This window comes from Parolsenella sp. (assembly GCF_982402205.1).
The window spans coordinates 1-6,086 of sequence record NZ_CEVYAT010000095.1; the positions used below are offsets into that span (position 1 = coordinate 1).

Here is a 6,086-nt window from a genome sequence, read left to right on the forward strand (position 1 = left end):
TTCCGCGCCATGCTGGGCGTGGATGGCGCAGGCGGTGCAGGACCCGCGGGTACCACCGACGCAGCCACCACGGATGCCGAGAAGGGCGTCGGCAACAACGCCGCGCACGCCGGGCAAGACGCCACAGGCGGCTCCGTGACCCTCCACGACGCCGCGCACGAGTGCGGCCAGGGGCTCGTCGCCACCTGGCCCTCAAACGCCCTCGTGGCGCCCCTCGCGGGCATCGACCACGTGGTCACGAGCGATGCTGCGGTCGCCACGAGCGTGCAAACTCTCGCCATCCCCGGCAGCGACCACGCCGCCCTGCTCGCCACCCTCGCCCTGAGCTAGCGCCACACGGGCTACTCGCTGCGCAGCGCCTCGACGGGGTCACGGCGCGAGGCGCCCACGGACGGGATGACGCCCGCAACCACCGTGAGCAGCACCGAGATGCAAATGAGAATCACCGCGGCCGTGGGCGGCAGGCTCATGATGTTCTCGACGTTGTAGTCGGCGAGCACCCAGGCGTTCACCGGGAACGACACGAGCATCACCACGGCGATGGCGAGCACGCCCGCGATGAGGCCCTCGATGAAGGTCTCGGCGTTGAAGACGTTGGCGATGTTGCCCTTCGAGGCGCCCATCGCGCGCAGGATACCAATCTCCTTCTTGCGCTCGAGCACCGAGATGTAGGTGATGATGCCGATCATGATCGAGCTCACCACGAGCGAGATGCTCACGAAGGCGATGAGCACGAGCGAGATCATGTTCACGATGTCGGTGACGCTGCCCATCATGACGCCCATGTAGTCGGTGTAGGAGATGGCGCGGTCGTCGTCGCCGGCGGCCTTGGCGGCGTCGTTGTAGGCGTCGATGTGGGAGAGCACGCGCTCCTTGGCCTCGAAGTCGACGGGGTAAATCTTGACGGACTGCGGGTCCTCCTCGTCGGCGTAGCCCAGCGTGGCGAGGTTGTTGTCATAGGTGAGGCGGCTCGCGTTGGCGTAGTTCGTCATGAGCGAGGTGAGGTCGTCGGCGTCCATGTTGAACTGGATGGCGCTCGCAAAGGCGCTCGCGTCGACGTGGAAGGCGTTCTGCATGCCGCTCGCAATCTGGCTCGACAGGCCGCCCATGAGCTGACCCATGCTGTTCGCGAGGCCCTGCTGCAGTTGGGCCGAGACGCTCGCCATGATGCCCTGGCTCACCTGGGCCACGAGCTGTTCCACCACGCCCTGAAGATAGGGGGCGAGGCTGTTCTGGACGTAGTCGGCAAGGACCTTCTGGAGCCTGTCGGCGATGACGGTGCCCACGGCGGCGCGCAGCTGGGCCACGATCTGTTGGGCGCCCTCGTCGGCGGCCACGTAGGCCGTGAAGGCGTCGGCGAGCTTCTGCGCATCGAGGCCGGCCGAGGGGTTGGCGAGGTACTCGTTCAGCACGTCCCTGAACTGCTGCGAGTTGAGGAAGCCGTTGAGCAGCTGGTTTGCGAGCTGGCTCAGCTGCTCGAGCTGGTCGGGGTCGAGCGAGCCGTCGATGGCGCCCGAGAGGTCGGGCGCGGGTGCGCCGGCCATGATCTTCTCGACGTCGATGCCGTCGGCCACGCCCGACAGGTCGATCTGGACGTTGCCCACGTCGAGGCCCGACAGGTCGAAGCCCTGGAGGTTGAGGGCGCTCGCGTCGAAGCTGAAGGCGCGCTGCAGGGCGGCCTGGTCGACCGAGAACATGCCCGAGAGGTCCATACCCTTCTTGCTCTCGTCCTGCAGCTCGTCGAAGGTCTTGCCGGTGAAGACGTCGACGTCGGGGTTCGCGAGCTGCTGCTGCACGACCTGCGAGCTCGCGGCGCGCGCCATGAGCTCCTCGGTAAGGCCGTGGGTATAGTTGACGCCTGAGGACAGGGCGTTGGCGCTCGAGGAGCCGTTGGGCTTCACGACGCCTACGATCTTGAGGTCGAGGCCGCCTGCCACCTGGCCCGCCATGAAGTCGGCGTCGTTGGACATGTCGGTCCAGCCGCCCGTCTCGTCATTCTTCTTGTAGGCGTCAGATGGGCTCAGGATCTTGAAGCTCGTGTTGAGGGCGTCGTCGTAGGTGAAGTCCACCGCGGTGTCGGGCGTCTCGACGTTGCCATCGGCAGAGAGGGCGCTCGAGACCAGGTCGTTCATCTCGTCGATGTCGAGCACGCCGATGCTGTAGAGCGTGTAGTCGCTGATCTTGCCCGTCTGCGACAGCACGAGCACCGCCTCGTCGGGCGCGCTCGCCCAGCGGCCGGCCACGACGTCGTACTGGGAGTCGAGCAGGTCCTGGTCGTCGATCATCTCGCTGAAAGCCGAGCCCGTGCCCATCATCGTGCCCGCCATGGCGCCGCTCGAGGCGCCACCGCCATAGGCCTGCGTCATCGAGTTGGGGCTGAGCTTCACGGGGGCGGTACCGTCTGCGGCGTTGGTGTAGACGATGGGGCTGATGCCATAGTCGTACTGGATGGCACTCACGTCGTCGGAGATGCCGTCGCCGCCGGCGTCGAGCCAGGCCTTGAAGCTCGTCATGTCGTTTGACTTGACGCTCGCGAACATGTCGCGCAGCACGGTGGCCTCAGGGATGGGCTGGGTGGCGTCGACCTGCGAGGCGTCGGTGACGTCGCCGGAGTCGTCGCCAGTGCGGGCCTCGCCCAGCATGCCCGACAGGTCGTAGCTCTGCTTGGCGATCGACAGTGGGTAACTCGACAGCGTGTCCTGCTCGACGCGGGCGATGTAGTCGTTGACGCCGTTGGAGAGCGCCAGGATCGCCGCGATGCCGATGATGCCGATCGACCCCGCAAAGGCCGTCATGAATGTGCGGCCCTTCTTGGTCATGAGGTTGTTAGCAGAGAGCGCCAGCGCCGTGAGGAAGCTCATCGAGCTGCGGCGGTGCGGCTGCTCGGAGCCCACCTCGGCCGCGGCGAGCCGCTCGCGCTCGGCGTCCGTGACGGGGCGGGTGTCGTCGACAACCTGGCCGTCCTTGATGCGCACGATGCGCGTGGCGTAGTCCTCGGCAAGCTGCGGGTTATGCGTGACCATGATCACGAGGCGGTCGCGGGCCACCTCGGCGAGCAGGTTCATGACCTGGATGCCCGTCTCGGTGTCGAGGGCGCCCGTGGGCTCGTCGGCCAGCACGATCTCGGGGTCGTTCACGAGGGCGCGGGCAATGGCCACGCGCTGCATCTGACCGCCCGAGAGCTGCGCGGGGCGCTTGTCGACGTGATCGCCCAGGCCCACGCGCTCGAGCGCCGCGCGGGCGCGTTCGCGGCGCTCGGAGCGGCTCACGCCCGCAAGGGTCAGGGCCAGCTCGACGTTCTGCAGAATCGTCTGGTGCGGGATGAGGTTGTAGCTCTGGAAGACGAAGCCGATGCGGTGGTTGCGGTAGGTGTCCCAGTCCGCGTCGGAGTAGTCCTTGGTCGAAACGCCGTTGACCACGATGTCGCCGGAGTCCGCGTGGTCAAAGCCGCCGAGGATGTTGAGGAATGTGGTCTTTCCCGAGCCCGAGGGGCCCAGCACCGCCACGAACTCGCTCTCGCGGAAGGTAATGGAGACACCGTCAAGCGCCCGCTGCACAAAGTCGCCCGTCTTGTATGACTTGCGGATGTCGCGTATCTCGATCATGCGCTTCCCATCTCTGCGGCCGGCGAGCCCCTCGCCCGCCGCACGTGTCGTTTACCCGTTCGTGGCGGTCATGCCCCCGCCCGCCCCGGATAGATACCTAATATTGTTAAGTACCTTATCCCCAAGCGCGACGCTCTGTGCCCCATCGTCAAGAAAATGGAGAAAGTCACAGATGCCTGAGAGCGTCGCTGTGCCCGCGCACGGATGAGGCGGAGAGACTGCCCCGCGGCGCCGCGCGCACAAAGGAGGCCCCTCGCCAGGTAGGCGAGGGGCCGCAGGTGCTAGCGATAGAGGGGCAGCTGCCCGGTTACGGGAGCAATCAGCTCAACGTCCATGGGGGCAAAGCCCACGCAGGTCCAGCGGCTGCCGCTCTCGTCGGGCGTGAGCTCGGTGCGGCAGGCGTCGCGGATGCAGAAGAAGTCGAGGCCCTCCATGAGGCCGCGGCTCTCGGCACGGTTTACCAGCGCCGCAAGCGCCCGCTCGCCGTCGACCGCAAGCACGATCTTGGGCTCGCCCTGGCGCACCCAGGCCGCCAGCACGTCGGCGTCGACGGCCGTGCGCGCGAGGCTGCCGCCAAACTCGAGGCCAATGGGGCCCGCCGCGGCGTCCGCCTCCTCGACGTAGCGCTGCGTGCCCGCCAGAAGCGGCGCCACGCTCGCATGCGCCACCTGGGCGGCGAGCTTGCCCGCACTCATGCCCAGCGAGCGGTCGACCACCACGTACTGCCTGATGGTGGGCCCGCCCACGGACTCCTCGGCCGCTTCCTCGCGCGCCGCCTCGCGGCCCGGAACCAGAACCTGTGCACCCATGTGCCCTCCCCTATCTGCGCGCCGCCTCGAGAATGCGGCGCATCTCGGCCTGAACGGCCTGCTCGGTGTTGTTGCCAATGACGCGCTCGGCCACCTGCTTGGCCGCGTAGCGGCCGTTGCCCATCGCGATGGGGTGGCCCACCAGGCGCAGGATCTCGTAGTCGTTCATCGCGTCGCCAAAGGCCATGACCTCGTCGGCACAGATGCCCAGGTAGCCCATGATCTGCTGGATGCCGCTCGCCTTGCTCACGCCCATCTGCATGACGTCGATCCACTTGGAGCCCGACGGCGCAAAGACGAACCAGTCGCCCAGCTCGCGCTGCAGCACGTAGGCCATGTCCATCGTGTAGGCAGGGGTGTCGCAGAAGACCGACGCCTTGAGGATGTTGACCTCGGGATCGGGCACGTCAAAGACGCGCACGGCCTCGAGCAGGTCCTTGTCGATCTCACGCTCAAAGCGGTTCTCGTCGTCGAGCAGGAAGCTGCGCGTGCGGTCGAACAGGGCGATGTGCAGGCAGTCGAAGCGGTCGACCGTCTCCTTGAGCCGCTGCAGGCCAATGTGCGAGAAGACCTCGCGGTCGATGAGCCGGCCCGCCACCATGACCTGGGCGCCGTTGCTCGCCACGAAGTCCATCTCATTCACCACCGGGGCAAAGAACTCGTGGAGGGTGTCGAGGCGGCGGCCCGAGCTCGCGGCGAAGTGGATGCCCGCGCAGCGCAGCTCGTGGATGAGGCCAAAGGTCTCGGGCGGAACCTGGGAGTTCTCGTCGAGCAGGGTGCCATCCATGTCCGAGGCAATGAGCTTGATCATGTGTGTCCCTTCTACGTGGAGGATGCGTCGTGCGAGAGGCGCCGGGCGTGGCACTGGTGGGCTGTGCGGCCGCTCTCGGCCGCAAGCGGCGCCGGCCAGCGGCCGCGGGCGCGTTACCGCTGGGCCACCGCGAAGCGCGCCACGAGCTGCTCGAGCATGTCGACCGTGAGCTCGAGACTGCGCACCGGGATGAACTCGCGCACGCCATGGCAGTTGTACCCACCCGTGGGCAGGTTGGGGCACGGAAGGCCGCGCAGGGTCAGCTGCGAGCCATCGGTGCCGCCGCGCACGGGCACGGTCACGGGGTCAAGGCCCACGGCGTGCATCGCGGCGTAGGCGTTGTCGCGCAAAAAGTCCATGCCGTCCATGTGCTCGACCATGTTGCGGTATTGCTCGCGTACCTCGACCTCGATGGCGCCCTCGCCATAGCGGGCGTTGAGGAAGGCCGCGCAGTCGGCAAGCAGCTGCTTGCGAGCCTCGAACTTGGCCGAGTCGAAGTCGCGAACGATGTAGGTGAGCGTGGCCACGCCAGCGCTGCCCGAGACCTCGATGGGGTGGAAGAAGCCCTCGTAGCCCTCGGTGTGCTCGGGGCGCTCGGCCGCCGGCAGCAGCTCGTCGAACTCGCGCAGCAGCGTGATGGCATTCACCAGCACGTTCTTGGCGCTGCCCGGGTGCACCTCGACGCCGTGCGCCGTGACGGTGGCCTGCGCGGCCGAGAAGCACTCCCAGTTGAACTCGCCGAGCGTCTCGCCGTCGACCGTGTAGGCCCACGTGGCGCCAAAGTCGTCGAGGTCGAGAAGCGCCGCGCCGTGGCCAATCTCCTCGTCGGGAACAAAGGCCAGCTTGAGCGTGGGGTGGGAG

The 6,086-nt window shown here is 67.3% G+C and carries 5 protein-coding genes; 1 reads left to right on the forward strand and 4 read right to left on the reverse strand.

The annotated features are described in order from the left end of the window. Positions 1 to 330, forward strand: a 330-nt coding sequence (locus AC1VTH_RS05845; protein WP_481335216.1) for a hypothetical protein, incomplete at its 5' end; no start/stop codon positions are given. 11 nt (positions 331 to 341) lie between these two features. Here the strand turns inward: AC1VTH_RS05845 and AC1VTH_RS05850 are convergent. The 4 genes from AC1VTH_RS05850 to pepT all read right to left on the reverse strand — a co-directional run. Then, positions 342 to 3,605: an ABC transporter ATP-binding protein/permease gene (locus AC1VTH_RS05850; protein ID WP_481335218.1), complete on the reverse strand. Its 3,264-nt coding sequence runs from the start codon at positions 3,603 to 3,605 to the stop codon at positions 342 to 344. A gap of 281 nt (positions 3,606 to 3,886) precedes the next feature. Further along, positions 3,887 to 4,414, reverse strand: coding sequence for an aminoacyl-tRNA hydrolase (locus tag AC1VTH_RS05855; RefSeq protein WP_301830163.1), 528 nt, complete (start codon positions 4,412 to 4,414; stop codon positions 3,887 to 3,889). A gap of 10 nt (positions 4,415 to 4,424) precedes the next feature. After that, on the reverse strand, positions 4,425 to 5,225 hold the full coding sequence (locus tag AC1VTH_RS05860) for an HAD family hydrolase (protein WP_481335220.1): 801 nt from the start codon (positions 5,223 to 5,225) through the stop codon (positions 4,425 to 4,427). Between the two features lie 113 nt (positions 5,226 to 5,338). Beyond that, a partial coding sequence (pepT, locus tag AC1VTH_RS05865; protein WP_481335222.1) for a tripeptide aminopeptidase PepT occupies positions 5,339 to 6,086 on the reverse strand: 748 nt, incomplete at its 5' end.

Excerpts from the sequence above, each read along its gene's own strand:
- AC1VTH_RS05850 (WP_481335218.1), bottom strand. The coding sequence starts at position 3,605 with ATGATCGAGATACGCGACATCCGCAAGTCATACAAGACGGGCGACTTT.
- AC1VTH_RS05855 (WP_301830163.1), bottom strand. The coding sequence starts at position 4,414 with ATGGGTGCACAGGTTCTGGTTCCGGGCCGCGAGGCGGCGCGCGAGGAA.
- AC1VTH_RS05860 (WP_481335220.1), bottom strand. The coding sequence starts at position 5,225 with ATGATCAAGCTCATTGCCTCGGACATGGATGGCACCCTGCTCGACGAG.